The organism is Paenibacillus vortex V453 (assembly GCF_000193415.1).
Classification (GTDB): domain Bacteria; phylum Bacillota; class Bacilli; order Paenibacillales; family Paenibacillaceae; genus Paenibacillus_AQ; species Paenibacillus_AQ glucanolyticus.
On sequence record NZ_ADHJ01000023.1, the window covers coordinates 63,262 to 87,799 of the forward strand.

Below are 24,538 nucleotides of genomic sequence, written 5' to 3' on the forward strand. Positions count from 1 at the left end.
GTACAAGGATTCAACGTCCGGTATTGTTAACACCGATGAGCGATTGTATCTGCTGAAGGACTCGAGACAACACGGGTATCTGCGGCGGCCTTTATCCTGTGTCTCATTCCCTTATGGTTCGAAAATCCGGCAGCTTCCCTTGCTGCAATTGGAATGCAAGAATGGCTGGCGCTCGTATGGTACGTTCCGATCGTAACGGCGCTGGCATTCATTTGGTGGTACGCGGGTATTAAACGATGTCAAGTTGCGACGGCGGCTGCTTTTTCCGGCATGATGCCCTTTACCGCCATAAAAAAAAGGAAACAGCACAGGAGCTGCTTCCTTTTGTAGGAGGAATGCTTTATTGTCGCTTGAGATTAAGGTGCCAGCTGTCAGAACGACTGAGCGAACGCTTGTTACGGGACGTATTGACGGCACTTACCAGTAAGAAAATCAAAACGGATGACCCCGTATTATTATTGAACAATACTTTGTTCGGGTGCAAATCACCAGCGCCACCTCTGGCAATATATACGCCGGGGGATGGCTGTGCCTCAATTTTGATTGCAAAAGCATCATTGTTAAACAAAAAGTTAATATCTTTGAGAACCAGTTTTCTGCCGTTTCTCACGTTGATTACAATTTGCTGCAACAAAATGGTCTTTCCAGCACCTACATCAATAGGATTCTTCCCACCTACAATCCCATTCAACTGTAACGGAGTCATATGCTCACCTCTTTTAATTAAGTCTTACATTCTATTCATCAAAGAGAGAAAAGGATATAGACAGATAGAATAGTTTCAGGAGGTATATTTCCATGAGAGGTAATGGGGACTATAATTATTAGTAAACATAAAGGCAGGGATGACGATGAAAAGAGTGCTGTTGCTGCTGGCCGATGGATTCGAGGCAGTGGAAGCAAGCGTCTTTACCGACGTATTAGGATGGAACATGCTTGAGGGAGACGGCACCACGCAGGTGGTAACGACCGGATTGCACGACCGATTAAAGTGTACCTGGAACTTCACCGTGATTCCTGAAGTGACACTGGATTCAGTCCGGGTTGATGACTATGATGCGCTTGCGATTCCAGGCGGATTTGAGGAAGCCGGGTTTTACAAGGATGCATACGATCCCAGGTTCTCCGCCGTCATTCAGGCATTCCATGCACAAGACAAGTGGATCGCCACCATATGTGTTGCAGCCCTGACGCTTGGCAAGGCCGGGCTGCTGGAGGGGCGCAGGGCAACAACCTACGATCATCCAACGAGCGTCAGAAAGAAACAGCTGAGCGAGTTTGGCGCCATCGTGGTGGACGAACAAGTCGTTGTCGATGGGAATCTGATCACTTCCTGTAACCCGGCAACAGCCTTTGAAGTGGCCTTCACTTTGCTGGAAAAGCTGACAACGCGAGAAAATACGTTACATGTGAAAGATTTGATGGGTTTTGCGGAAAAGTAACGGACTAACACGCATATTAAGCAATGAGCATGTCTGAGCTGGACAGTGCTCGTTGCTTTTTTTATTGCGGCCAACGACAGTTTATATAAAAGTTAATTATACTCATACCTCCTCTATTTATGGTTTTGGGACGATGTTACGCTTACGTTGAAGCCGTTAAATATCTGAATTAATAGGGCAAGATGCGGTATTTCAAAGGTTTCGAGATAGCCGACAGAATGGGGGAGAACGGATGAAAGTCACGGTGGAGTTAAGTGATGCCTCGACTAAATTTATCATTAATAATATGTATCCGCTGTACCTGCACGATTTGTCAGGAATATGGGGATGGAAGCCGAATCGATATGGCGTGTTTGAAGATGATGATACCAGAACCTTGAATGATCAAATCCAAGTGTTCGATATATGGTGGGATAAGCCAGAGGTGTTATTCCCGTATCTTATATGGGCCGATGACATTCCTGCGGGCTTTGCATTGGTTGCAACCCCGCCGTATACCTTTGGCAGTGAATTCTACATGAACGAGTTTTTTGTGATGAAGCCCTTCCGTGGCCAGAATATCGCAGAGGCGGCTGCGGCACAGGTATTCAACGAGCATTCAGGCAGCTGGGAGATCCAAACGAACGCCACGGACAGCAATAAGAGGGCACAAGCCTTCTGGAGAAAGACGCTTCATAGTTATAGAGCGGAACGGGGGTTTCAGGAGACTGTCGACGAAATCAAGAATGATCATGTAAAGATCGTCTTTCGATTTTGATCATCATAAAGCAGGGAAATGAAATGGATGTTGAAGGAGCAGATCTCTCTGCTCCTTTTCTATGAATGCAATCATGGGTTTTCGGAAACAAATCCGCTATTTAAGTTCTATACAGGCGGACAGATCCTTGTTCTTCGAGAGGCTTAACAACATGTCATAGAAAACTCTGCGGTCACTCTCGGTAAGGCTGCCGAGGATTTTCTCGGCGATTTCCGTTTGATAGTCCAGTACGGGCCTAATGGTCGCTTGTGCCTGTTCCGTGAGCTGAATCAGGATAGCCCGGCGGTCTTGCGGATCCTGGACACGGACAAGCAGTTGTTCCTTCTCAAGAGCATCCACTAAATCGGTAAGCGTGCGGGCTTTAATGCCCAGCCTTGCAGCTAATTCATTCATTCGAATGCTTCCGGTTTCTAGGACGACAGAGAGCACGCGAAGTCTCGGTCCGGACACTTGATATGGGGTTGGGAACATACCTAGTTGAGCGTCGAATTCTTTTTGGATGGCATGAGTAGTTCTTACAAGCATGTGAATGATATCGATGGATGAGGGTACAGCGTCGTTTGGTTTCATAAGTTCCTCCTTGACAAAAGCAGACTTTATACTTAAGCTCATAATTAGTGAGGTTACTCACTATATAATAAACATATAATGAGTAAACTCATTAAATTATACACTCCATTTCCATGCTGCAGCTAGGTGTTTATTATGGACGATTTTATCTTTCAAACACGAGGGAAGGGATAACCATGAAAAATGATACGTATAACAACGGGGACAAACTGCTCCGCGTCCTCGTTGTAACACTCATATTCTCCGTCATGAACGGTACGATGTTCAATGTGGCTTTACCGGCCATCGGTAAAGAATTTGAATTGCTTCCATCTGAAGTTAGCTGGATTATGACCAGTTATATGGCTCTCTATGCAATCGGTTCGGTTGTCTTTGGTAAACTTGCAGACAGCTATAGCCTGAAGGGTCTGATTACGTACGGGCTGCTCTTATTTGCTGTCGGATCGGTTGTCGGGATGCTGGCCGTTGATTTTTGGATGATTATTCTCGGCCGAGTGCTTCAAGCAGCAGGTGCTGCCGTATTGCCAGCCATAGCCATGATTATTCCAATCCGATATTTTGAACCTGAGAGACGCGGGAGAGCGCTCGGTACATCGGCTATTGGCTTGGCACTTGGAGGTGCTCTGGGTCCGATCGTGTCCGGGATGATTATGAGTTTTGGCAGCTGGCGCATCTTGTTCTTGTTCTCATTACTGCCGCTGCTGACCATACCTTTCTTCAGAAGATATCTGAACGATGAGAGAGGGACAGCCAAGCCGCTGGATGTGATAGGCGGAGGATTCCTTGCGGCAGCGGTGGGCTTGTTCCTGCTAGCCATCACACAGAGCAGCTGGGCGGCTGCTGTTATCGGGGGGCTATTCCTACTGATGTTTGCGATCCGCATTCGAAAAGCGGTCCATCCGTTTATTCAGCCGGAGCTGTTCATGAGTGCCAGATATACCGGTGCGTTGGTCATCGCTTTTATATCGACCTCCATGAATTTTAGCATTACCTTTATTACGCCTCAGTATTTGACGGCACTGAACAATCTGTCTGCAGGGAGCATTGGCTTTGTCCTGGTGCCTGCTGCCATTGCAGCGGCCACGCTTGGCCGTGTCGGGGGTAAACTTGCGGATGAACGCGGGAATTCAACTCTATTTTCCATTGCGGCTGCACTGCTGGTTCTATGCTTCATTCTGACCTCCACTTTCGTTGGCATTTCACCATATGTCATTGCACTGCTGTTAATCATGGGTCAAGTAGGACAAACCTTTATGCAGATTGCGATGTCCAACACGATCTCAAGAACGCTTTCCAAAGAACAGGTCGGTGTCGGCATGGGATTGTTCTCCATGCTGAACTTTATATCCGGCGCGATGGCAATGAGCATTATAGGCAAGGTATTGGATCAGTCGGCAACCTGGCGGTTGAATCCGCTGACAGGTAACGAGTCGGCTTATGTTTACAGCAATATTTTCTTTATAATGACCGCTTTAAGCATCCTGGTATGGGGGCTGTATCAAATGCAGTTTGGTCCCAAGACGGACCGGAGACCGTTCAGGAATACCTGATGACATATGGTCTGATGAATCAGGCTTTTTCGTATGATCAGGTCAGCCAGAATCTACTGGCTGGCCTTTTTTTCGTACCGTTTTTACTTTTCTTTTTTTCTAGAATTCTATGTAGCGGAATCGAGAGTTACCCCGTCTATAGGGTATGGAGGTGGTCAACAGATGGCAAGGCCGGCCGGCCCTAACGACAAATCCAGATACCCGTCTGAGCCCTCCCTGGCACTGGAGCAATTCATGACCGAGTATGGCACCTCCATACTGCGTACAGCCTACTTCTATTTGGGCGATCGACATCTAGCAGAGGACGTCAGCCAGGAGGTATTCCTGCGAGCTTTTCGCCATTGGACATCGTTTCGTGGAGATAGCAGCGTGAAGACGTGGCTCACCAAGATTGCAATCCATGCATGCCGGGATAAACAGGGATTAAAAATGATGAAAGAGCAGCCAACAGATCCGCTGCTAATGGAGAATTCCGTTCTCCGCAGCGTGGAGGAGGAGGCTTTAGAACGCTTGGATCAAACAACCATTCTTAAATATATTGCTGCACTGCCGGTTCATTATCATGAGGTTATCTACTTGTATTACTACCTGGATTTGGGAACCCGTGATATCGCTGAAGCAACCGGCGCACCGGAAGGAACCGTTCGCGGAAGGCTTCACCGGGCAAGGGCGCTTCTGGGCGAATACCTGGCAAAGGAGGGACTCGCGTTATGACATCTCAGGAGGACAAACTTCGAGACCTTGTGAAAAGCGAAGCGGATGAAATGCTGTTCAGCAATCTTCACTTTGATTCACATATGTGCGAAAAGGTGAATCAGCGTATCCAGCATGAAGCGAACCTGCAGGAGGAGAGCCCGGTGCGTAGAACAAGAATGAGAATGAGAAATCATCGGTGGTTCGCCGGAACAACAGCGGCCGCGATATTCATCGGACTATGTCTGTTCCTTGCTGAGCCCGATTTTTCCAATTCTCCGGGATCTCCTCCATTAGATCAGGATCCGCCTGTAACCCTAATGGACCCTGACTCTCCAATCGATGATCCGCCAGTTGGCTATAATGACGAGCCGCGAATCCTTGGCAGTTATGAAGAGGCGGGCCAGGCATTTGGCGATAAGCTCGGCGTCCCGTCCTATATTCCGGAGGGTTTCTCCCTTCAGCAAATTTCAGTGACGGGACCGAACGAAGCGGTAAGAGCGGCCGTATTCAGTTATACAGCAGGTGAGCGTTCCTTCGGTTTATTTGCTGACAAAGGCGCGAATTCAAGCATGCCGCAGCATTTCGATGAAACCGTCGATGTGAACGGTGCCGCTGGTTACCTGATCGCAGGTGAACCGTTGCAGGATGACGGATTAATCACACCGAATGTTGAGCTTCACTGGTACACGGATGATATTCACTTCACGATATCAGGGCTTGTGAGCGCTAAGGAAGCTCTTCGCATTGCACGATCCATGGAGCCTGTTAAGCAGAAAGATCATAGGCCATAAACCAGAGATAATCAGGAGGTAGTGAAAAATGAATAAGGATTATATAAAACAATGGGTTAAGCTCATGATGCTGGGGTGTGTCTTGCTCATGGCAGGGGCAGGCAATGCTGCGGCTGCGCCGAATGGCGTGATGTCCGCGTCCATGCATATCGTGTCCGCCGCTGATGAGAGCCTGGATGATAAACAAGCGGAAATCGATGATTATGTTGCCGGAGCAGGCCAAGAGGAGCTTTCACGGGAGGGCTTTACTGTAACCCACACGGTTGCAGCAGGAGATAAGGTGGAAGTTGGCATTACGCCTTACAATGAAGAGCATGCCAACTTCCTCTACGAGAAATTTGGACGTGATCAAGTTCAAGTGGTGGAAGGAGAGCAAGCGATACTCTATGGAGCGAATACGGCCGAAGCCGACGTGGTCGCAGCGGAGGAAGCGGGCATGAATCTGTGGATCTGGATCGGCGCAGCGGTGGTCATCGTGGCTGGTGGACTGGTGCTCGTACGCAGGAAGCTCTTTTCACGGAGTTGATTGTACCTTGAAAAAGGGACCGGGGGCCTGCCGCTGGCGGGTATTTCCGATTAAAAAGAAAATATCGACATTATATGAAAACAATTCATACTTAAGGTATGGATTGTTTTTTATTTTTTGATTGCAGATGTCCCTTTTTCGGCAGGAGGGGTGTTATATAACGTAAATATGGTGTACGCGGGGGTGCGGCTTCGAATTGGATTACATCGAGGAGTGTGTGAGACGCGTTAAGGCCGGTGAGGTAGATTGCTTTGAGCCCATCGTCGAAACGTACAAAAAACAGATCTACATATACTGCTGCCGAATGCTTGGCTGCAAACAGGATGCGCAGGATGCTGTCCAGGATATATTCATCAAGGCTTTCACCAAGCTTCATCTTTATGAAGCGAAGGTATCGTTCTCGTCATGGTTGTACAAAATTGCCTATCATCATTGCCTCAACCTGATTCGCAAGCGACGCGTGCGTTTACGGGTAAGTCGGCTTATGAAACCGGCAGGGCATGCTGATAGCGTGGAGCAAACGTTGGAGCGCCGATGGTTCAGCGAACCGCTGGAGTATGCTATGAACAAGCTGTCGGTTGAAGAACGGAATCTGCTGGTGCTGCGGGTGTTTGAAGATAAACCGTTCTCAGAGATCGCTCAGATTCTGGATAAGAATCTTAGTGCAGTGAAGAAAAAATATGCACGCATGAAACAGAAAGTCATCAAGTTGATGGAGGAGAAGGGGGGGCACGGAGTTATGCGAGATTACGGACAGTCGGACGAAGATCGAATGCTGAGAAGTTTGGAATTGCAATCGGTAGAGGATGAGATTGACGTAACCCCTGCCATCATGCGCCAGGTTCGTCAAATTCATCAGAAGAAACAGGGAAGGGGATTCCGTAATCGGAGGAAATACTTCATGATGGCCTCACTATCTGCCATATTGATTCTTTCGTCGATGAGTGTCTACGCCAGTCAATACTTTATACAGATCAAAAACAAGGAAGGCGAAATCATACTGACTACCATGAAGCCATGGAAATACACCGAATCGGAATATAATGCCAAACGTGAAAGGGAAACGGAAGAAGAACTGAGCAAGAGGTTAAAGCCGGGAGAACAGGCCGTGTATTATATCAAGGACAGGCACATGACTTCATCCGCCAAGAAATATCCTCTGAACTATTTTTACAAAACGATTCAGCATCCGAATTATAACGATCTGGCCAAGGAAATCGAGGAGAAGGGAGCTCCCCTGTTACAAGAACCGGAATATGTCCCGTCAGGGTACTTCTTTGACCGGGGGCAAATCCAAATTAGGAACGAACCTGTATGGGGCACGCCAGAGTATGAGAGCCTTCTGAATGAACTCAAGGAGCAAGCTGCAAGGTCTGATGAAGAACAGGGGCTGTTTTATAAAAGGGTCTCTTGGTCGAAGATTGCGTCTACGGTGATGGAATACCGAAAAGACGAAAGCCGGATTATTTTCATCGCATTTGCCAGAGAAAAGGGCTCAAAGGCGGGTGTTCCTACAGAGCAAGCTGTAAAACTAACGGTGAATGGAAAAGGAATGATCCTGTCCTCCAACTCTGTTTCCGCGAACCGTAAGTTAACATGGCTCAGCGACAATGAAGAAGTGATGTATGTGATTACGGACGACCCGAAGGATCCGCTGTCCAACGATGATTTTGCGAAAATTGCCGCCGGTCTCCTGCCGGAATAAAGAATCCCCCCTGATTTTTTAACAAAATGTCCCTTTTATTCGCGGCTGGGCGTTATACGAAATGTATTTAAAAACTTAGAAGGCCTAGCCGCCGAAAGGAGCACGAATTGTACCATGATGAAAAACAAGATGAAAGTTGCCTTATTTCTCGCCGCTACGATGATGATCGGATCCGCTAATGCTTATGCAGCAAGCACAACGGTACCGCAGACCAAGATCAAGCCTGCAGCAGCCTCTTCCGTGAAATCAGAGAAGTTGACGTCTTCGCTCGATGATCAAATTTATGAGCTGACCAAAGGACTTAAGCCGGGTCAGATGGTTGCATACTATGCTGCCGACAAAGAATATAATCCATTGGATCAAATTTACTTTGCAAGCAAGGGTTTTGTTTACGATACGTATTCTGATTACTTGAAGAAGGCGAAGGCCATGGACGCCCCCGCGCTGACAAAACCGAATGTATTGCCCAAGGGCTATGTCTTCCAAAATGCCGTTCTATACTTAAAGAGCCCGGAAAAAACATCCGATCTCTATAAAAAGTTAGAGAAGGAACTGAAAGCAGAGGCCGCGAAAGGAAATAAAACGTTATACACCCAAGCAATACCTGACGTGAATGAAGCAACAGCAGTTGTTCTCAATTATGAGAAAGGCAGCGTGAAATTGGATGTCATTGCAAATTATATTCATCCGGCTCCGCCAATGAACGGAACTCCTGTACCGGCTGAGAAGCCAAACGAGAAAACAGAGACCATCGTCATCAACGGAGTGGAGTGCGTGTATACAGATGACTCCAAAGGGAGAGATCATTTGGATTGGGTAGATGAGGAAAGTCAGATTCGCTACACCATCTGGGCAGAAAGCGCCAAGTCGAACGTACTCAGTTTCGCGAAGAAAATGCTGGCGGATTAAGGTTTTTTCATGACATCGGATTTCCTGCCGCTTCCAAAAGCCCGTTTGCTTTATTTTTTTCTCGAGAGTCTAGTCTCTTTGAATTATTGAGCATAGGATATGGTGTTCGGAAAAATAAAGGAGGTTAGACAAATGGGTGAAGTTGCTGGATATGGAGTTGGCGGTTACGGCGGAGGTTACGGATCCGTTGGTGCAGTACTGGTTCTCTTTATTCTCTTGGTAATCATTGTATCTGCATTCGGATTCGGATTCGGCGTTTAATGATTGAATACGGAAACCCACACCGGTTGCTCGGTGTGGGTTTCTTTTGTTATTGTACGGGCTTACATAGCAAGCTGTTTTGGCTTGGCAAACTATTTGGTTCTGTTACAGGAAAACGTTTACGCACCGACGAATATGATTTCTACATGACTTGAATTAGTCAGCTTAAGCTGAAGAACGGGGGCATGCATGAAATATGACGTGATTGTGGTGGGAGCCGGTCTATCCGGTCTGGTAGCAACCGCAGAGATGGCTGAGGCCGGGAAGAAAGTGCTGCTGCTTGATCAGGAGCCGGAAAGCTTCATTGGCGGGCAGGCATGGTGGTCTTTTGGCGGACTATTTCTCGTTGATTCACCAGAACAGCGAAGATTGGGAATCAAGGATTCCCGCGACCTTGCATGGCAGGATTGGGTTGGTTCCGCTGGTTTTGATCAGGATGAAGACGAAGATCTATGGGGTCGAAGGTGGGCGGAGGCTTATGTTCACTTTGCGGCAGGTGAGAAGCGGGCATGGCTTCACTCCCTGGGCGTACGATTCTTTCCGGTTGTAGGATGGGCAGAGCGCGGGGGATATTTGGCAGAGGGACACGGCAACTCCGTTCCCCGTTTTCATATTGTGTGGGGGACCGGTCCGGGAATTGTCAAGCCTTTTGAGTTCAGGGTTCGAGAGGCTATAAGCTCAGGACTGGTTGAATATCGGCCCCGGCATCAGGTGGATGAGCTTATGACGTATGATGGAGCGGTGATGGGTGTCAAAGGCTCGGTGTTAGCCCCAAGCCCGGTGTTGCGTGGCGAAAAAAGCTCGCGGGATGTAATTGGTGAATATGAGTGTTATGCAGAGGCCGTTGTTGTATCCAGTGGAGGAATTGGGGCCAACCATGAGTTGATCAGACAATTATGGCCGTCACGGCTTGGGAAGGCACCTCAAAATATGCTCTCCGGTGTCCCGGCTCATGTTGACGGACGCATGCTGGGAATCGCCGAGCAAGCAGGTGGCCGGATGGTCAACCGGGATCGAATGTGGCATTACACGGAAGGGATCCAGAATTGGGATCCAGTCTGGCCGATGCACGGAATTCGGATCTTGCCGGGTCCTTCATCTCTCTGGCTGGATGCAAGGGGGCAGCGGTTCCCGGCACCGAATTTTCCGGGCTTTGATACACTGGGAACGCTCAAAGCGATCCAGGATACAGGATATGATTACTCCTGGTTCATCTTAACCCGAAAAGTGATTGAGAAAGAATTCGCTCTGTCCGGCTCAGAGCAGAATCCCGATTTGACGGGGAAGAGCATACGTCAAGTGTTGGGAAGAGCAGGGGCCGGTACGCCGGGGCCGGTGCAGGCCTTCCTGGATCGGGGAGAGGATTTTGTCCAAGCGGGAACGTTGCCTGAGCTTGTAAGCAAGATGAACGAGCTTACGGGTCACGGACTCATTCAATTGGCAGATATGGAGAGACAGGTTCTTGCGCGAGATCGGGAGATGGACAATAAATTCACAAAGGATTTGCAGATTACAGCCTTGCGGGGAGCAAGGAACTACATAGGGGATCGTCTAATCCGCGTTGCCAAGCCTCACAAATTTCTGGATCCTGCCAACGGTCCGTTGATTGCGGTGCGTCTGAACATTCTAAGCCGTAAAACCTTAGGTGGACTGCAGACGGATTTATCCGGTCGAGTGTTGAACGCCTCCGGCAAGCCTGTGCCAGGGCTTTATGCGGTCGGAGAAGCGGCGGGATTCGGAGGGGGAGGCTTGCACGGATACCGGGCGCTGGAGGGAACTTTCCTCGGAGGCTGTCTCTTTACGGGCAGACAGGCCGGAAGATCGATTGCGAGGCTGTGATTCGCTCAGAAGATGAAGAACAAGAGGATGGATGCAGTTGATGTAAACAACATGCCGTATTCCGAAGATTGTTCATCTGATTTATTTTAATAAAGCTGTTTGTTCCCTTGAATTGTGATTCAATTGCTTATACATGAACTTGAACCAGCACAGTTTCATCGATGCCGAAATTTAGTGAATCGGGGGTATCGAACTTAGAGAGTAAGGCCATACATAGCAGGCATGAATCCGGGGAGGGTATTCGTTGATGTACGTGGATCATCCACGGTCAGGCATGATATGGCAGGGTAATTTAGACGGTTTTCATTTTGTTGGGGATTCCGGAAATCCGGCATTCAATTACGAAATTCGGGCTTATATCGATACCATCATTACACCCCAAGCCGTAGAACTCGGTGTCGAGTGGTTTGAATGTCTCGGTGACCATCCGAGCTGGTACCGAGTTTTTCAAGAAGAGCTTTTTGCGGATCGGCATCTGGCGGGCTGGAATCAATATGTGTATAATCTGAATCCTGCAGACTTTCGCTCCATTCGTAGACCCGAGCTCGGAGCGGACTATGAAGTTCAGCAAGTGACTATGGAATTGCTCCGGAATCATCCAATGCAGCATCTTGAGATGATTGAGGCAACCATCGGGGAGTTTTGGCAGAGCCAGGAAGATTTTTTGGAAAACGGCCTGGGTTTCTGTGTGCTTTATCATGGGCAGGTCGTAAGCTTGTGTATGACCGGTTTCAGATATCGGAATATACACGCCCTTGATATCAAGACCATGGAATCACATCGAGGGAACAAACTTGCGCAATGTGCGGTTTATGCTATGGTAGAGCATTGTTTGAGACATGATTTCATCCCTTATTGGGATTGCTCGGAAGGGAACCTGCCTTCAAACGGGATTGCACGTCGCATCGGTTTTCAAATAGAATTTGCTTATGAGGGATATGAATTTAACCTGGTTCCATCATGATTACTTACTAAAGGAGAAATGGGATGACACAAGAATCTTCATCTTCCGAAGCGGGAAATAAGCGAACACCAACGATTCAACGTTATGTGGGTTCTCCGAAGCTGCAGGAGCAGCTATATAAAAAGACACTTATTGTTGTCATTCTATCGCAAATATTCGGTGGTGCAGGGCTTGCGGCAGGCTTAACCGTCGGTGCCCTGCTGGCACAGGATATGCTGAAGACGGACAGCTACGCAGGAATCCCCGTTGCTCTCATTACAGTAGGCTCGGCACTTGGAGCGTGGTTTGTCGGACGCCTAACCCAGCGATGGGGCAGGGGGCCGGCCTTGGCTAGCGGTTTCCTCGCCGGTGGTGTTGCAGCTATCGGCATCATTATCGCGGCTGTTCATCAGAATATTTATCTGCTGTTCGCTTCGCTGCTGATTTATGGAGCAGGTACCGCTACGAATATGCAGGCCCGCTATGCAGGGACTGACCTGGCCAAACCTTCACAGCGGGCTGCAGCAGTCAGTATGGCGATGGTATCGACCACCTTCGGCGCCGTTGCAGGTCCCAATCTGGTCGGCGTCATGGGCAGAGTTGCGGAATCTATCGGTGTCCCTGCATTGGCAGGGCCGTTTATTCTTGCTGCGGGAGCCTTTATTCTTGCAGGTTTGATTCTTCTGTTATTCCTGCGTCCGGACCCGTATGGAATTGCCCAAGCGATAGAAGAGGCGAACATCCGCAACGTCGTTGATTCTTCGAATGAAGCTATGAACAGATCCGAGCGAAATACACGGGGGATCTTGGTTGGAGCCTGTGTGATGATACTGACTCAAGTGGTGATGGTCTCCATTATGACCATGACGCCCGTTCATATGAAACATCACGGCCATGATTTGAATGCCGTCGGGTTAGTGATTGGAATCCATATCGGGGCAATGTATCTGCCCTCGCTGTTCACGGGTTTCCTTGTGGACAAAATCGGCCGGATTGCCATGTCCGTCACTGCCGGAATCGTGATGTTATGTTCGGGGATCCTCGCAGCAGTAGCTCCTGCGGAATCCATGGGACTCATCATAACGGCACTTGCCCTGCTTGGTCTAGGCTGGAACCTTGGCTTCATTAGCGGTACAGCGATGCTCATCGATGCAACGCCTGCTTCCACCCGTGCCAAGACACAAGGAACGGTGGATGTCTTGATTGCCTTAGCCGGAGCATCGGGTGGAGCTTTATCCGGCATGGTGGTAGCGAGCACCAGCTATGGGACACTCTCGATAGCAGGAGGATTGCTTGCGCTAGTGCTGATACCTGTATGTTTAAGCTCGATCAAAGCTCGCAAGGCTGCATCATCCCATAACGCGGCATCATAATAGAAACAGCCTCCTATCGCAGTCGATAGGAGGCTGTTTGGCAATGAATTTATGGCAGAATATTGCCTGCTGCACGGTAAATGGCATACCATTCTTCACGGGTCAATGTCACATCGCCGGCTTTAATGCAGTCCTTTAAACGGTTGATGTTCATTGTACCGATAATGGGCTGCATATGTGCAGGATGGCGGAGCAGCCATGCAATGGCAATCGTTGTGTTGCTTACGCTGTATTTTTCCGCAATTTCATCGATTTTCTGATTAAGCTCAGGGAATTTGTCGCTTCCAAGGAATACACCTTCAAAGAAACCATATTGGAAAGGCGACCAAGGCTGAATCGTTATATCATGAAGTCTGCAGAACTCGAGAATGCTGCCATCGCGGTTTACAGCGGCATCATTCTCCATATTGACGTTGATACCGCTTTGAATCATGGTTGTGTTCGTGATGCTGAGCTGCAGCTGGTTCGCCACGAGCGGCTGCTTCACGGCTTTTTCCAGTAACTGAATTTGCATCGGGTTCTGGTTGGATACACCAAAATGGCGCACTTTGCCGGAGCTTTCGAGTTTGTCAAAGGCTTCAGCAACCTCTTCGGGCTCAACAAGTGTATCCGGACGGTGAAGGAGAAGCACATCAAGATAATCGGTCTTCAGTCTCTTCAAAATTCCATCCACGGAGTCCAGGATATGCTCCTTGGAGAAATCGAACATGCCCTGACGAATCCCGCATTTGGATTGAAGAATGATCTTCTCGCGGATCTCTGCGTTCATATGTATGGCATCTGCAAAAATCTCTTCGCAAGCACCGCTGCCATAGATATCGGCATGATCGAAGAAGTTGGCTCCTTCCTCCAGCGCGCTTTGCACGAAGCGCTCGGCTTCTGCTTTTTCCAATGAATTTATTCGCATGCAACCAACGGCTACAACAGGTACTTCGAGTGAACTGCTTCCAAGCTTAATCGTTTTCATGATGAAATGCCTCCCATTCCTAATCGGTTTGAATATGCTTACACTGCTTATTGTGACATGCTTTGCGGGAAGTGTTCAAGCTTTATTTCAGTGAGTGTTGAGTTTGCGCCCAGGATGTGCAGGATTTCCTTCGATGCTCCCGAATTACATAGTTAATGTCAGAGGGAAACCAAATTCAGGAGGTAGAGGACAGTGGCAGCAGAAGTGACCAGGGTGTACAAAGAACATGTTCCATCAGCACGCTTGATCGGCAAACGGTATGGCGATGAGGACCGAGATGCAGCAGGAAGCTTTGCGGGGCGATGGGCGGAGTGGTTCCTCAATGGCTGGTTCGAAGAAATCGGAAAGCTCGGGGCGCTGCCGGAATCCGAGGGCTCTTCTTACGGCCTTATGCGTATGAATGGGGATCGGTTTGAGTATTGGATCGGCATGCTCTTCCCGATCAACACGGCGGCTCCTGACGGGTACCAGTACGAGGATCTGGCAGAAGGCGATGTAGGCGTGTGCTGGTTATACGGCAATGCAGATAACGGAGAGCTGTACGGCATGGACCCTCATAACTTATGCATGGCCAAAATCGCGGAACAAGGCTGGCAGCAGGGGGCGAATGCATGGTTCTTCGAGCGTTATCATCATCCCCGCTTCACGACACCCGATGAGAAGGGGAATGTGGTATTGGACTATGGTGTTTACGTGAAATAATGGAAGAAACCCTTGTCCAGAAAAATCACTTGTATTGCGGATCTTTATTGTCTATAATAGACACTGTGGGTCTATAATTGTCGAACCCAGCTTGGCAAGATTGATAAACAAGCAAGAAGTTGTGACTTCTTGCACTCTAATTATGGATATTAGGAATCCAGGAAGGTGGCGTTACTAGATGAGTGAACCCATGTATGATGCAGTTATTATTGGAGGCGGACCAGCCGGATTAAGCGCGGCATTAGTATTGGGAAGAGCAAGAAAACAGGTGGTAGTGATTGATGAAGGCAGGCCGCGAAACAAGGTTACTCGTGAGACGCATGGTTTTTTGACCCGGGACGGTATTAGTCCAAGCGAGTTTCGGAGAATTGCCAAGGAACAGATTAGCGTTTATCCTTCGGTCCGGTTTGTTGAGGATACAGCTGCAGCCGTTACTGGCGTTGACGGTGATTTTCAGATTACAACGGGACAGGGAACGATATACCGCAGTAAAAAGCTGCTCTTCGCCGTTGGCAAAAAAGATTCCCCACTCGACATCAACGGGTTGGCTGACGTATATGGAAAAAGCGCATTTGTCTGCCCCTATTGTGATGGCTGGGAGTTGCGAGATCAGCCGCTGGTCGTGATTTCCAATGGTGCGGGAGCCTTTCACTTTGCCAAATTGATCGCAGGATGGAGCGAACGATATACAATTTGCACCAACGGTCCCGATGAATGGACGGAAGAGCAGCGTGAAGAGCTTAAGCAGCATAACATTCCCGTATTCAACGCCCCGATCGAGTCTATTGAATCGAGCGGCGGAATGGTGGAGCAGGTTGTGCTGGAGGACGGAACCCGCATCCCTTGCACAGGCATCTTCTTTGCGCCGAAGCTGGTGTCCGGCTCGGATCTCCCTGCATCCATCGGCTGCGAATTCAATGAAGCCGGAAGCATCGTCGTTGATGCATATGGTAAAACCAGCGTGCCTGGTGTCTATAGTGCCGGAGATGCAGCAACGGAGATGTACCAGGCCATTGCAGCTGCCTCGTCGGGCTCGATAGCCGCCGCTGGCCTGAACGGAGAGCTGCTTGCGGAGCGCTGGAATCGAAGAATTTGAACATACTAAAGCAGGCTTGGGCAGGGATCCAAGCCTGCTTTTTTCTTACCCAGAGGGGATTTTTTAATTATAAATGATTCTTACACTCCGGATTACGGCCGCTTCGGAGTAAGATGGAACTATCAAGTAAAAGGAAGGGTGTTATCGATGAGAAAAACAAAGGACGTCACCATGAATCACATTTGGAGGGGCATGAATAAGTAACCCTCCACTATAATGGAGGAGATGTATTTGAATTCTCGAACCAAGAAATTTTTGTCCTACTATAAACCCTATCTGGGGTTATTGTGTGTTGATTTGGCATGCGCCTTTGTTGTCTCAGCCATAACATTGATGCTTCCACTATGTATAAGATACATCACCATCAACGTGTTAGAAGGAAATTCGCCCCATCCGCTGAGCCAAATCTATACGGTGGGGGCTGTCATGCTGGCCATGGTCATCATCCATACCTTGTGCGATATGTTCATTTCCTATAAAGGGCATATGATGGGGGCTTATATGGAGAGTGACATGAGAAGGGAACTGTTTGACCATTTTCAGAAGTTGTCGTTTAGCTTTTACGACGAGAACAAAACAGGACAGCTCATGACCCGCACCACCAATGACATTCTGTCGCTTACGGAACTGTACCATCATGGACCTGAAGATATCGTGATCTCCATTCTGAAGTTCCTTGGGGCATTCATCATTCTAATGTATATTGATGTGAAGCTTACCCTGATCGTATTTCTTTTTCTACCGTTCATGGCTGTGTTTGCTTTTTATTTCAACAAGAAGATGAATATTGCGCTGCGTGTAAGCAAGGATCGTATCGGTGATATCAATGAACAGGTGGAGGATTCCTTATCCGGCATCCGCGTGGTGAAGTCGTTTACGAATGAACTGGTGGAGAAGAAGAAGTTTGCCTATGCGAACGGGCGTTTTGTCGACAGCCGAAGGGAAGGATACAAGAGTGAAACGTACTTTCACGAAGGGTTGGTCGGTTTTACCCAACTCATTACGATAGCTGTCATTGTGTTTGGTGGAGCAGCGATTGTTGATGCCAAGCTAGCGCTTGCCGATTTGCTGACTTTTTTCCTCTGTATCGGCATCCTGATCGAGCCGATCCAGAGACTGGTTAATTTCGCAAGGCTGTATCAGGAGGGAATCACCGGATTTGACCGGTTTATGGAGATTCTGGAGGTGGAGCCGGATATTGAGGATTCCGTTGATGCCGCGGAGATTACGCAAGTTCGGGGGCGTGTGACGTTTCAGGACGTCAGCTTCAAGTACAAAGAGGACTATGGGTACGTGCTGAATCATGTGTCCCTGGATATCGAAGCCGGGGAATACGTTGCATTAGTAGGCCCCTCGGGAGTCGGAAAAACGACGTTATGTTCCTTAATTCCCCGTTTCTATGAAGTGAATGAAGGCCGTATCTTACTGGACGGACGAGATATCCGGGATATCACGCAGCGTTCATTAAGGAAGCATATCGGCATGGTCCAGCAGGATGTGTTCTTGTTTGCCGGGTCCGTTTCCGATAATATCCGTTATGGCAGCATGGAGGCCGGCATGGATGAGATCATCGAAGCGGCGAAAAAAGCGAATGCCCATGATTTTATCATGGCATTGCCTGACGGGTATCATACGGATATCGGACAGCGCGGCGTTAAATTGTCCGGCGGACAGAAGCAGCGGCTGAGCATCGCCCGCGTGTTCTTGAAGAACCCGCCGATCCTTATCTTTGATGAAGCGACCAGTTCTCTGGATAATGAAAGCGAGAGAGCGGTTCAGGATTCACTGGAACGACTGAGTGATAACCGAACAACGCTTGTGATCGCACATCGCTTGTCAACTGTCCGGAATGCACAGCGAATCGTGGTATTGTCCCAGAATGGGATTGAAGAGGTGGGCACACATGAAGAGTTAATTGCCCGCAAGGGCGTTTATGCGAGTTTGTCTCATATGCAATTAACCATCTAGGCATGAAAAAAAGGCGATTTGTGAACGGTCAGCACCGTTTGCAAATCGCCTTTTAGGTTTTTCGGGTCTATAATCTTTTGGTTCCTATACCTTGAAACGAATTATCCTTGAAATGTTTTTCCAGGTTGTTGGTCTTCCACTTCTTTAATTGCATTATCCTCATCCTGTACTTCTTGTTTCGATGAACCAAACCATCCGATGACGGCAATCAGAACAAGAACAATATAGAACGATGCTTTCCAAATTGAGCTCTCTGGGAAGTGATGATCGATGAGGGCGACATCAGGGTGGGCAAGGGTGATGACAGCCAGCTTGACTCCGACCCAGCCTACAATGAGAAATGCTGCAACTTCAAGTCCCGGGCGCTGCTGAAGCAGCTTGACGAAGTAGGAGGCAGCAAAACGCATAATGATCAAACCGATAAATCCGCCCAGGAAGATGACGATGAATTGACCTCCGTCCAGACCTCCGATATTCGGCAGTCCGCTTGCCGGCAATGCTACAGCCAGTGCGACAGCTGCGAGGATTGAATCGACGGCAAACGCGATATCTGCCACTTCAACCTTGAATACGGTCATCCAGAATCCGGATTGTTTCTTAGGCTTGTCCGGCTTCGGCTTAGCATCTTCTGTCGGTTTCTTACCTTTGATAAAGTGCTTCAGGGTGTGATTGATCGAGATGTAGAGAAGATAAAGTGCGCCGATGGCCTGTACCTGCCATACGTCTACCAGGAACGAGATTAAGAACAGCGATCCTATACGGAATACAAAAGCTCCGAGCAATCCGTAAAACAATGCTTTCTTACGCTGGTCTTCTGGCAAGTGTTTTACCATAATGGCAAGGACAAGCGCATTATCTGCCGCCAGCAATCCTTCCAGTGCGATGAGTACTAACAGTACCCACCCATACTCCAATAAAAGCTCCATGCAACTTCCTCCTTGTTGTAGTATTGAAGGCATAAAAAGACCTCCACCGGCAGGTGAAGGTCTCTAATAATAAAGAGACCTTCACCACAGTGTGTGTGGTAAAGGTCTCGCAAACAACGTAAAGTTGCCAACAAAGCCGGGGAATTATCCCGTAATGACGACTCTGCTGTGACAGCTACTCCCCTTTAATCACGTTCCTGCATAACTGATATCGTCATCAGTTAAGCCGTGATATAAAGATATAGATTTTTGCATAAGAAGTCAAGGTTTTTTTGCTATTCTATCATGATTGCAGCATAAATCAAGAGAGGTCCTTGCTTAAGCGGCAGTGTTTTCTTTCTTAATACGGGGTCTGTTCCTCATGTTGGAACGCTTCAACGTGTTCACTTCAACACTCGCTATGACAACACTAAGAAACACAAGCGCTGCGCCAAAGTACTGAACGGAGTTCATGATCTCATGAGCAAACCAGAATCCGAACATGGCTGCGAACACAGGCTCCAATGAGAATACGAGTCCGGTTCGTGTAGCGGTTGTGTACTTCTGGGCGATAGTCTGGAGGATAAAGCCTAAGGCGCTGCAGACCACACTGAGCACAAGGATAGCGATCCATCCATGGGTTGTGCTTGGCAATACCGGAGTTTCCAAGATAAGCGACATGACAAACGCATACAAGCCGGTAAATCCGAGCTGCAGAATGCCAAGGCTAAGTGTATCGACCTTCTGTGCGGCCGAGCTTACCACATTGATGTGAAGGGCAGTAACATAATGCCGCCGCTATGCAGAACAGGTCTCCGATTTTAAACGTAAAAGGAAGCTGTATCGTCAGGAGGGTAATACCTGTTAAAGCCAACAGGATACTGGCGATCAGTTTCTTCTCTATTTTCTTCTTAAATAGGAACGTATGTATTAAGGGTACAAACACTACCGTTAAGCTGATCAGGAATCCAGCATTGGATGTTGTCGTTGTCTTCAAGCCAAAGGTAAGCGCTGTGAACATAATAAACAAGATAGAGCCCAGAAGCATGGCATAACGAATGGTCCTCAAGTTAACCTGGCGCAAGCGGGGGTAAAAAATGGCTGCTGCAAGTATAAAGGCCAATCCAAATCGCAGGGCAATCAAGTTAAATTCTCCTAGTGTATCCAGTCCCATTTTCATAAAAAGATAGGACGAGCCCCAACAAATGGTGATAAACAAAATCATAAGATCGGCCTTCAGCGGTTTCAAGTCTATTTCCTCCTTCTAATGATTGAACAGAATCAGTATACTCACGTACAATAGACAAGTAAAACGAATGTTTCTTATGATAAACATGAGTAAATCTAATGGAATATCCATCTGGAGGAATCCCCCTTGAGCATGAATAAATTTAAAGTATTGATGAAGGTTGTCGAGCTGGGAAGCCTGACAAAAGCCGCCGAAGCGATGGGATTTACGCAGTCCGGTGTCAGTCATATGATCAACAGCCTGGAGGATGAGTTTGGTTTCACGCTGTTGATTCGCAGCCGTTCTGGAACGAAGCTGACGACCAATGGCGAGGAGATTGTAAAGACGATACGGGAAATATTGAAGTGGAATGAGCATCTGGATCAAAAAGTGGCCTCCACTTCATGGAATCGAACTGGGTACCATTCATACTAGGAACCTTCACAAGTGTTGCTGTGCACTGGCTGCCGAGTATTATTAAGGATTTTCAACAGGATTATCCCCATATCGAGATTCGTTTGGCAGAAGGAGACTATCGGGAGATTGAGGATTGGATCGCAGAGGGCAGGATTGACTGCGGCTTTCTCTCGCTTCCAACGTGGGATGTATTCGATGCGATGCCGCTGCATCAAGATCCGATGCTGGTGCTGCTGCCCATGGAGCACCCTCTTAGCTCACAGGCCTCGATTCGTTTATCTCAGATTGAGAATGAGCCGTTTATCATGCCCAGCAAAGGCTCCGACGATGATGTGAATCGCGTATTGGAGAGAGCCTCAACGAAGCCGGATATTAAATATACCGTTGGAGATGATTATGCCATTATGGCCATGGTGGAGAAGGGGCTTGGCATCAGTATTCTTCCGGAACTGGTCCTGCGCGGGCAACGACGCAATATACGCCTAGTTGAGCTGCAGGAGTCCTATTTTCGCTCACTGGGGATTGCGGTTAGCTCTATGAGAGAAATGTCCCCGGCTACGAAACGATTCTTAAATTATGTTAAGAATTATCCAAAGCTGTAGCTGTGCTGTCATGCAGAATATGCCCAAAATAGGCTCTAATCCGGCAGGCCCCGTCCATCATATGATGGCGGGTTCATTTTATTGTGACGGATGAATCTATGATCATGCAGCTCATGAATATAAAGTCGTGTCACAAAATAGCAAGTTGGGATTGTTATATAGGTAAACAAAGAAGGAGGTGAGCTCGCTTGCAGCCAACCATCCCCGGGGAAGCGGAAGGAAAACGGAACGCCATTGAAGCGGTCATAGAACAGATCCAAGCAGGAGATAAACAATCCTATCATGCGATCATTATCCAGTTTGAACGGCAGATGTACACATACTGCTACTATATTCTGAAGAATCATGCGGAGACTGAGGATGCCGTACAGGAAATTTTCATTCGTGCCTATGAACATCTTCATCAGTACAAGAGGCAAGTATCCTTCTCTGCATGGCTGTACAAAATGGCCTATCATCATCTAATCAATATCAAGAAGAAGCAGAGCCGTTTTCTCAACCTGATCGAGCATTGTAAAGAGCAGCAGCCGGTAATGCAAATATCTCAGCACGAGTCGGTTGTGTACGAGCTGTTGACTTACCTTACAGCCGAAGAGCGCCATATCTTGCTATTGAAGGCCGTAGAACAGTATACCTTCGAGGAAATAAGCGAGATTATGGGACTCAAATCAGCAACGGTACGGAAGAAGTATGAACGCTTACGCCATAAACTGATGGACCGAATAAGCCAAAAAGGAGCGGTGGCACATGAGACAGTTGCCGGAACAAACGGAATTCGCTGAGATGGATGCAATTGAACAAATGGTTCGTGAATCCAATTTTCCGAAGCAGAGTATGAGTTATCAAATTATGAATCAGATTGGAGATCGTGACATGACAAGAGTATCAACCAAACAAAAACCGAATGTATTAAGAAAGACATTACTCGTTGCATCTGTTACAGCTGTACTAGGGGGGACCGTGATTGGCACGGGGTTCGTATCGCCGGCGATGGCGGCAACCCTTAAGCAAATTCCTATGATTGGCCTGCTTTTTGAAGGAACGAGCCATGAGGCTGTCGATGCAGCTATACAACAAGGGATCATATCGGAGCCTAACCTGAGTGTTACTCACGAGGGTGTAACATTGAAGGTAGCTGACTTACTGTATGATGGCACCCGTCTATCCTTTGTTCTGGAGCGTGATGGGGTAGATTTGCCGAATACAGCTTCGCCGTACTTAGCTGAGGGTGCAAAGATCATTGGAAATCCCGATAGCGATTATATCAAGTCGAGGCAGGTTGCTAAGGAAGATCAGATGAAGGGATACATTGAAACACCCAAAATTCTGGTCAACGGACAGGAAGTGAAATCGGGCGAAGGAGTCTTCGGAGACCACCCGAGACTGGAGAATACGTATGTCGTTGAGCTTACTAAAGATCTGCAGCTGCCGGATCAGTTTGAGTTGACCATTCAGACCCGTGTTACCCGGGTAGACGAGAGCTTTGACTTCACAATTCCTGTGAGTGTCACTAATAAATCTGTTGTCCTGAAGCCGAATGTTTCGAAATCAGATGGGCAGTTCAGTTATACCGTCAAGCAGCTGGATATGTCCCCCGTGTCGACTCGCCTGGTGCTGGACAGTAAGGGCGCCGTGCCGGCATCTTCACAGCAGGAGGGCAATTACAGTGCAAGCATGGTCTATTATGAGCTGGTAGATGACCAAGGCAACGTTCTGACTCCTAGAAAATTCGATTACTTTAACAGCAAACCACTAACCGAGTACCATATCGATCAGCTGTTCAGCCCGGTTAAGGGAACTCCTAAATCCATTACCATCAAGCCGTTTACGCTCACCGTAAACAATAAGGACTGGAGCGTTATCGGCCAAGGAGAGAACAGCTATGGCGATAAAACCTATCTGAAGGATCTGGAAATGACAATTCCTCTTAAGCCATAACAACAAAAAGCGAGGCCCGATAAATCTCCGGGCCTCGCTTTTTACTTCAGGATTAAAGATTAACGCAACGTTTTCAGTGCTCCGCTCCAAGCAAGCACTTGATCCAGCATACCGTTAAGGTTTACAAGATGCAGATCAGCTGGCTTAAAGGCCATTTCAGGTGTAAATGGATTTTCGAAATCAGTGAAGAGGGACAGAGCAGGGTGAACGCGAACATCCGCTACAGACAGCTCGCCCAGGATTCCACGCAAATGTTCGGCAGCACGAGCGCCACCAACAGATCCATAACTTACGATACCTGCAGCCTTGTCGTTCCATGCCTCACGAGCGTAATCGAGCGCATTTTTCAAAGAGGCTGAAATACTGTGATTATATTCTTGGACGATAAATACAAAGCCGTCCAAGCTGGCAAGTTTCGTATTCCAAGCCGTTGCTTGTTCAGTAGCATCCTCTTCGCCCAACAAAGGAAGTTTGTAGTCAGCGATATCCACGATCTCATAATTGGCGTCTCCACGCTGATCCGCGATGTTTTTTACCCACTCACCCACTTGTGGACTTAAACGTCCTTGACGAGTACTACCTAGAATAATACCGATATTTAATTTTGACAATGATCTTACCTCCCGAATTGTTCTTGATTTATTTTTTCGTGATGTGTTTGCTTTTTGCATGAGCTAATAATAATCTTAGTCGGTTAACTTTGTCAAGTAGCTTACAAAAAGTTTGTTCGAAAAATGATTACTTTAGCTGTCATGAGTATCTTGAAGTAATTCACGATGCTATATTAGTATTATAGAGAATAAGTTTTAAACATATCCACATTATGGATATCATTGCATTTTATTTCTACGAAGTTTAGGAGTGGGCCCATGGTAATAAAAGTCGATGATCTTACAGGATCCGCAATTATCCAATTGGTGAGTGAACATCTGCAGGGAATGACAGAGCATTCCCCACCGGAAAGCATACATGCTCTGAATCTTGAGGAATTGAAGCAGCCGGAAATTACGTTCTGGAGCCTGTGGGAGCACGATGAATTAATGGGCTGCGGAGCACTTAAAGAGCTTGACGGTACACATGGCGAAGTCAAATCCATGCGGACGTCAACCTCCCATTTGCGAAAGGGCGTTGCCAGACGACTCCTTGAGCACATCATAGAAGAGGCGGAGCGCCGCGGTTATAAGAGGATCAGTTTGGAAACGGGGTCCATGGATGCATTTGAACCGGCAAGAAGACTTTATGCCAGCTTCGGATTTCAATATGGCGAGCCTTTCTCGGATTATACAGAAGACCCGAACAGTGTGTTTATGACCAAAGAATTGCAAGGCAGGTAGACTGCTAACCAGATTACAT

Annotated in this window: 25 protein-coding genes and 1 pseudogene; 20 read left to right on the plus strand and 6 right to left on the minus strand. The window is 47.9% G+C overall.

All coding sequences use genetic code 11. The features are described from left to right. Positions 1-340: 340 nt before the first annotated feature. Positions 341-706, minus strand: a complete 366-nt coding sequence (locus PVOR_RS13945) for a hypothetical protein (RefSeq protein WP_006209915.1) — start codon at positions 704-706, stop codon at positions 341-343. Between the two features lie 145 nt (positions 707-851). On the opposite strand from PVOR_RS13945, the gene PVOR_RS13950 reads away from it, so the two are divergent. Both PVOR_RS13950 and PVOR_RS13955 read left to right on the plus strand, forming a co-directional pair. After that, entirely contained in the window at positions 852-1,442 is a 591-nt protein-coding gene (locus PVOR_RS13950; RefSeq protein ID WP_006209917.1) for a DJ-1/PfpI family protein, read from the plus strand. Between the two features lie 232 nt (positions 1,443-1,674). Next, positions 1,675-2,199 (plus strand): GNAT family N-acetyltransferase, encoded by a 525-nt coding sequence (locus PVOR_RS13955; protein WP_006209918.1) that lies wholly within the window; start codon positions 1,675-1,677, stop codon positions 2,197-2,199. Positions 2,200-2,295: 96 nt separating this feature from the next. Here the strand turns inward: PVOR_RS13955 and PVOR_RS13960 are convergent, their stop codons facing one another. Further along, entirely contained in the window at positions 2,296-2,769 is a 474-nt protein-coding gene (locus PVOR_RS13960) for a MarR family winged helix-turn-helix transcriptional regulator (RefSeq protein ID WP_006209919.1), read from the minus strand. Positions 2,770-2,945: 176 nt separating this feature from the next. On the opposite strand from PVOR_RS13960, the gene PVOR_RS13965 reads away from it, so the two are divergent. From PVOR_RS13965 to PVOR_RS14010, 10 genes are all read left to right on the plus strand, one after another. Beyond that, complete coding sequence (locus PVOR_RS13965) at positions 2,946-4,319, plus strand: MFS transporter (RefSeq protein ID WP_006209920.1); 1,374 nt, start codon at positions 2,946-2,948, stop codon at positions 4,317-4,319. A 162-nt stretch (positions 4,320-4,481) separates the two neighbouring features. Then, complete coding sequence (locus PVOR_RS13970) at positions 4,482-5,033, plus strand: sigma-70 family RNA polymerase sigma factor (protein WP_006209921.1); 552 nt, start codon at positions 4,482-4,484, stop codon at positions 5,031-5,033. Continuing rightward, positions 5,030-5,806: a DUF4367 domain-containing protein gene (locus PVOR_RS13975; protein WP_006209922.1), complete on the plus strand. Its 777-nt coding sequence runs from the start codon at positions 5,030-5,032 to the stop codon at positions 5,804-5,806. Before PVOR_RS13970 ends, PVOR_RS13975 begins: the two co-directional genes overlap by 4 nt. 28 nt (positions 5,807-5,834) lie before the next feature. Further along, positions 5,835-6,332: a hypothetical protein gene (locus tag PVOR_RS13980; RefSeq protein WP_006209923.1), complete on the plus strand. Its 498-nt coding sequence runs from the start codon at positions 5,835-5,837 to the stop codon at positions 6,330-6,332. Between the two features lie 217 nt (positions 6,333-6,549). After that, positions 6,550-8,037 carry an RNA polymerase sigma factor gene (locus tag PVOR_RS31745; protein WP_234972875.1) on the plus strand — a complete coding sequence of 496 codons (1,488 nt, stop codon included), beginning with the start codon at positions 6,550-6,552 and terminating at the stop codon, positions 8,035-8,037. Positions 8,038-8,151: 114 nt separating this feature from the next. Next, positions 8,152-8,946, plus strand: a complete 795-nt coding sequence (locus PVOR_RS13995; RefSeq protein WP_006209927.1) for a hypothetical protein — start codon at positions 8,152-8,154, stop codon at positions 8,944-8,946. A gap of 132 nt (positions 8,947-9,078) precedes the next feature. Beyond that, on the plus strand, positions 9,079-9,207 hold the full coding sequence (locus PVOR_RS31020; protein ID WP_006209929.1) for a hypothetical protein: 129 nt from the start codon (positions 9,079-9,081) through the stop codon (positions 9,205-9,207). Positions 9,208-9,396: 189 nt separating this feature from the next. Then, positions 9,397-11,046: an FAD-binding dehydrogenase gene (locus tag PVOR_RS14000; protein ID WP_006209931.1), complete on the plus strand. Its 1,650-nt coding sequence runs from the start codon at positions 9,397-9,399 to the stop codon at positions 11,044-11,046. A 247-nt stretch (positions 11,047-11,293) separates the two neighbouring features. Next, positions 11,294-12,010, plus strand: coding sequence for a GNAT family N-acetyltransferase (locus PVOR_RS14005; protein WP_006209932.1), 717 nt, complete (start codon positions 11,294-11,296; stop codon positions 12,008-12,010). 23 nt (positions 12,011-12,033) lie between these two features. Beyond that, positions 12,034-13,362 carry an MFS transporter gene (locus PVOR_RS14010; protein WP_006209934.1) on the plus strand — a complete coding sequence of 443 codons (1,329 nt, stop codon included), beginning with the start codon at positions 12,034-12,036 and terminating at the stop codon, positions 13,360-13,362. Between the two features lie 49 nt (positions 13,363-13,411). Here the strand turns inward: PVOR_RS14010 and PVOR_RS14015 are convergent, their stop codons facing one another. After that, complete coding sequence (locus PVOR_RS14015) at positions 13,412-14,329, minus strand: aldo/keto reductase (protein WP_006209935.1); 918 nt, start codon at positions 14,327-14,329, stop codon at positions 13,412-13,414. A gap of 192 nt (positions 14,330-14,521) precedes the next feature. Between PVOR_RS14015 and PVOR_RS14020 the strand changes: the two genes are divergently transcribed. The 3 genes from PVOR_RS14020 to PVOR_RS14030 all read left to right on the plus strand — a co-directional run bounded on the left by PVOR_RS14020 (position 14,522) and on the right by PVOR_RS14030 (position 18,095). Continuing rightward, positions 14,522-15,031 carry a hypothetical protein gene (locus PVOR_RS14020; protein WP_006209937.1) on the plus strand — a complete coding sequence of 170 codons (510 nt, stop codon included), beginning with the start codon at positions 14,522-14,524 and terminating at the stop codon, positions 15,029-15,031. Between the two features lie 178 nt (positions 15,032-15,209). Beyond that, positions 15,210-16,127, plus strand: coding sequence for an NAD(P)/FAD-dependent oxidoreductase (locus PVOR_RS14025; RefSeq protein ID WP_006209939.1), 918 nt, complete (start codon positions 15,210-15,212; stop codon positions 16,125-16,127). 231 nt (positions 16,128-16,358) lie between these two features. Beyond that, a complete protein-coding gene (locus PVOR_RS14030; RefSeq protein WP_006209940.1) occupies positions 16,359-18,095 on the plus strand; it encodes an ABC transporter ATP-binding protein in 1,737 nt (578 codons plus the stop codon). A gap of 101 nt (positions 18,096-18,196) precedes the next feature. Here the strand turns inward: PVOR_RS14030 and PVOR_RS14035 are convergent, their stop codons facing one another. After that, positions 18,197-19,021, minus strand: a complete 825-nt coding sequence (locus PVOR_RS14035) for a TerC family protein (RefSeq protein ID WP_006209941.1) — start codon at positions 19,019-19,021, stop codon at positions 18,197-18,199. A gap of 318 nt (positions 19,022-19,339) precedes the next feature. After that, positions 19,340-20,249 (minus strand): annotated as a pseudogene (locus PVOR_RS14040) (DMT family transporter). A gap of 132 nt (positions 20,250-20,381) precedes the next feature. Here PVOR_RS14040 and PVOR_RS32800 point away from each other — a divergent pair. The 4 genes from PVOR_RS32800 (at position 20,382) to PVOR_RS14055 (ending at position 23,185) form a co-directional block, all read left to right on the plus strand. Continuing rightward, a complete protein-coding gene (locus PVOR_RS32800) occupies positions 20,382-20,663 on the plus strand; it encodes a LysR family transcriptional regulator (RefSeq protein ID WP_327196544.1) in 282 nt (93 codons plus the stop codon). Further along, entirely contained in the window at positions 20,633-21,247 is a 615-nt protein-coding gene (locus tag PVOR_RS14045; RefSeq protein WP_327196545.1) for a LysR family transcriptional regulator substrate-binding protein, read from the plus strand. Before PVOR_RS32800 ends, PVOR_RS14045 begins: the two co-directional genes overlap by 31 nt. A gap of 188 nt (positions 21,248-21,435) precedes the next feature. Beyond that, positions 21,436-22,029: an RNA polymerase sigma factor gene (locus tag PVOR_RS14050; protein WP_006209946.1), complete on the plus strand. Its 594-nt coding sequence runs from the start codon at positions 21,436-21,438 to the stop codon at positions 22,027-22,029. Next, positions 21,995-23,185 carry a DUF4179 domain-containing protein gene (locus PVOR_RS14055; protein WP_006209947.1) on the plus strand — a complete coding sequence of 397 codons (1,191 nt, stop codon included), beginning with the start codon at positions 21,995-21,997 and terminating at the stop codon, positions 23,183-23,185. The genes PVOR_RS14050 and PVOR_RS14055 overlap by 35 nt, the downstream gene beginning before the upstream one ends. Before the next feature lie 59 nt (positions 23,186-23,244). On the opposite strand, the gene PVOR_RS14060 is transcribed toward PVOR_RS14055, so the two are convergent. After that, positions 23,245-23,796 carry an NADPH-dependent FMN reductase gene (locus PVOR_RS14060; protein ID WP_036638265.1) on the minus strand — a complete coding sequence of 184 codons (552 nt, stop codon included), beginning with the start codon at positions 23,794-23,796 and terminating at the stop codon, positions 23,245-23,247. Between the two features lie 258 nt (positions 23,797-24,054). Here PVOR_RS14060 and PVOR_RS14065 point away from each other — a divergent pair, with 258 nt between their 5' ends. Further along, positions 24,055-24,519 carry a GNAT family N-acetyltransferase gene (locus PVOR_RS14065; RefSeq protein ID WP_006209949.1) on the plus strand — a complete coding sequence of 155 codons (465 nt, stop codon included), beginning with the start codon at positions 24,055-24,057 and terminating at the stop codon, positions 24,517-24,519. Positions 24,520-24,538 lie beyond the last annotated feature (19 nt).

What these genes read in the sequence shown, in the direction of transcription:
- PVOR_RS14045 (WP_327196545.1), top strand. Translation starts at nt 20,633, where the DNA reads ATGGAATCGAACTGGGTACCATTCATACTAGGAACCTTCACAAGTGTT.
- PVOR_RS13995 (WP_006209927.1), top strand. Translation starts at nt 8,152, where the DNA reads ATGATGAAAAACAAGATGAAAGTTGCCTTATTTCTCGCCGCTACGATG.
- PVOR_RS14055 (WP_006209947.1), top strand. Translation starts at nt 21,995, where the DNA reads ATGAGACAGTTGCCGGAACAAACGGAATTCGCTGAGATGGATGCAATT.
- PVOR_RS14065 (WP_006209949.1), top strand. Translation starts at nt 24,055, where the DNA reads ATGGTAATAAAAGTCGATGATCTTACAGGATCCGCAATTATCCAATTG.
- PVOR_RS14010 (WP_006209934.1), top strand. Translation starts at nt 12,034, where the DNA reads ATGACACAAGAATCTTCATCTTCCGAAGCGGGAAATAAGCGAACACCA.
- PVOR_RS32800 (WP_327196544.1), top strand. Translation starts at nt 20,382, where the DNA reads ATGAATAAATTTAAAGTATTGATGAAGGTTGTCGAGCTGGGAAGCCTG.
- PVOR_RS13975 (WP_006209922.1), top strand. Translation starts at nt 5,030, where the DNA reads ATGACATCTCAGGAGGACAAACTTCGAGACCTTGTGAAAAGCGAAGCG.
- PVOR_RS13955 (WP_006209918.1), top strand. Translation starts at nt 1,675, where the DNA reads ATGAAAGTCACGGTGGAGTTAAGTGATGCCTCGACTAAATTTATCATT.
- PVOR_RS14015 (WP_006209935.1), bottom strand. Translation starts at nt 14,329, where the DNA reads ATGAAAACGATTAAGCTTGGAAGCAGTTCACTCGAAGTACCTGTTGTA.
- PVOR_RS31020 (WP_006209929.1), top strand. Translation starts at nt 9,079, where the DNA reads ATGGGTGAAGTTGCTGGATATGGAGTTGGCGGTTACGGCGGAGGTTAC.
- PVOR_RS13960 (WP_006209919.1), bottom strand. Translation starts at nt 2,769, where the DNA reads ATGAAACCAAACGACGCTGTACCCTCATCCATCGATATCATTCACATG.
- PVOR_RS13950 (WP_006209917.1), top strand. Translation starts at nt 852, where the DNA reads ATGAAAAGAGTGCTGTTGCTGCTGGCCGATGGATTCGAGGCAGTGGAA.
- PVOR_RS14005 (WP_006209932.1), top strand. Translation starts at nt 11,294, where the DNA reads ATGTACGTGGATCATCCACGGTCAGGCATGATATGGCAGGGTAATTTA.
- PVOR_RS13970 (WP_006209921.1), top strand. Translation starts at nt 4,482, where the DNA reads ATGGCAAGGCCGGCCGGCCCTAACGACAAATCCAGATACCCGTCTGAG.
- PVOR_RS14035 (WP_006209941.1), bottom strand. Translation starts at nt 19,021, where the DNA reads ATGGAGCTTTTATTGGAGTATGGGTGGGTACTGTTAGTACTCATCGCA.
- PVOR_RS13980 (WP_006209923.1), top strand. Translation starts at nt 5,835, where the DNA reads ATGAATAAGGATTATATAAAACAATGGGTTAAGCTCATGATGCTGGGG.
- PVOR_RS14025 (WP_006209939.1), top strand. Translation starts at nt 15,210, where the DNA reads ATGAGTGAACCCATGTATGATGCAGTTATTATTGGAGGCGGACCAGCC.
- PVOR_RS13945 (WP_006209915.1), bottom strand. Translation starts at nt 706, where the DNA reads ATGACTCCGTTACAGTTGAATGGGATTGTAGGTGGGAAGAATCCTATT.
- PVOR_RS14000 (WP_006209931.1), top strand. Translation starts at nt 9,397, where the DNA reads ATGAAATATGACGTGATTGTGGTGGGAGCCGGTCTATCCGGTCTGGTA.
- PVOR_RS13965 (WP_006209920.1), top strand. Translation starts at nt 2,946, where the DNA reads ATGAAAAATGATACGTATAACAACGGGGACAAACTGCTCCGCGTCCTC.